Consider the following 1,531-nt stretch of genomic DNA (forward strand, 5'->3'; position numbering starts at 1 on the left):
CGTCCCGCAGTTGACCGAGGAGGTCAAGACCCGCAAGGGCTGATCCTCCGCGATCCCCTCAGGGCATTCCGTGTGGCCCCGTACGCGATGCGCGTACGGGGCCACACGTCTGCCGAAGGGGGTGTTGACCAGCCGTCGAGCGTCCGGATAACTTCGCGGTGCGGATCATCGTTTCCGTAACGTGGAAACAAGCTGGCTGTGGTGGGAAGGGCGGAGAAGCGGACATGAAGCCTCGGGAGACCGTGCCGACCAGCCTGCCCGGCGCCGTACGGGCATCCATCGCCGACTCCCTCGCCGCCGTCGACGCCGAGCTGGCCCGCCGCTATCCGGGCGACCCGGGAACCCGTCAGCCCGTCCACACCGTCTACGTGCCCGCCGATCTCCTCACCGCCACCACCGTGCGCGACTGGGGCGACCAGGCGCTGGCGGCCCTCGACCAGCACGCCCCCGACGCCGACTCCTTCGCCGCCGTCCTCGGCCTTCCCGACGACCTCGCCGAACCCGTCCACGCAAGGGTGCGGGCCAAGCTGGAGCGCGAGCCGGTGGAGGATCTGCGCATCGACTTCGAGGACGGCTACGGCCCGCGCCCCGACGCCGAGGAGGACGCCGCGGCCGCCCGCGCCGCCTCGCTCCTCGCGGCCGCCTGCGCGGAGGGCACCGTGCCGCCCTATGCGGGCATCCGCATGAAGTGCATGGAGGCCGCCGTACGCGACCGGGGCATCCGCACCCTCGACATCTTCCTCACCGGGCTCATGGCGGCGGGCGGACTGCCGGACGGCCTGGTGCTCACCCTCCCCAAGGTGACGTACGCGGAGCAGGTCACCGCGATGGTCCGGCTGTGCGAGGAGTTCGAGAAGGCGCGGGGGCTCGCCCCGGGCCGCATCGGCTTCGAGATCCAGATCGAGACCACCCAGGCCATCCTCGGCTCCGACGGCCGGGCCACCGTCGCCCGGATGATCGACGCCGCCGAGGGGCGGGCCACCGGGCTGCACTACGGCACCTTCGACTACAGCGCCTCCTGCGGGGTCGGCGCCGCCCACCAGTCCATGGACCACCCCGTCGCCGACCACGCCAAGGCGGTGATGCAGGTCGCCGCCGCCGGCACCGGCGTACGGCTCTCCGACGGCTCGACCAACGTCCTGCCCGTCGGCCCCACCGAGCGGGTCCACGACGCCTGGCGGCTCCACCACCGCCTGGTCCGGCGGTCATTGGCGCGCGCGTACTACCAGGGCTGGGACATGCACCCCGGCCACCTCCCCACCCGCTACGCCGCCGTCTACGCGTTCTACCGCGAGGGCCTGGAGGCCGCGGCGGAACGGCTCGCCGCGTATGCGGCCCGTACGGCCGGAGGCACCGGCATCGCCGACGAACCGGCCACCGCGAAGGCGCTCAGCGGCCATCTGGTGCGCGGGCTGGACTGCGGGGCCCTCGACGGCGCCGAGGTCGAGCGGCTGACCGGTCTGGGCCGCGCCGAACTCGACGCCCTGGCGGGCCGCGCCCCGGCCGCATCCTGACCTCGCCGGCCGCCCGG

Annotated in this window: 1 protein-coding gene; it reads left to right on the forward strand. The window is 73.7% G+C overall.

The genetic code is table 11. The features are described from left to right. Window positions 1-224: 224 nt before the first annotated feature. The gene (locus KN815_RS49045; protein WP_216348195.1) at window positions 225-1,514 is read left to right on the forward strand and encodes a DUF6986 family protein; all 1,290 of its coding nucleotides are present in this window, start codon (window positions 225-227) and stop codon (window positions 1,512-1,514) included. Window positions 1,515-1,531: the final 17 nt, after the last annotated feature.

This window comes from Streptomyces niphimycinicus (assembly GCF_018883605.1).
Lineage (GTDB): Bacteria > Actinomycetota > Actinomycetes > Streptomycetales > Streptomycetaceae > Streptomyces > Streptomyces niphimycinicus.

Excerpts from the sequence above, each read along its gene's own strand:
- KN815_RS49045 (WP_216348195.1), top strand. The coding sequence starts at position 225 with ATGAAGCCTCGGGAGACCGTGCCGACCAGCCTGCCCGGCGCCGTACGG.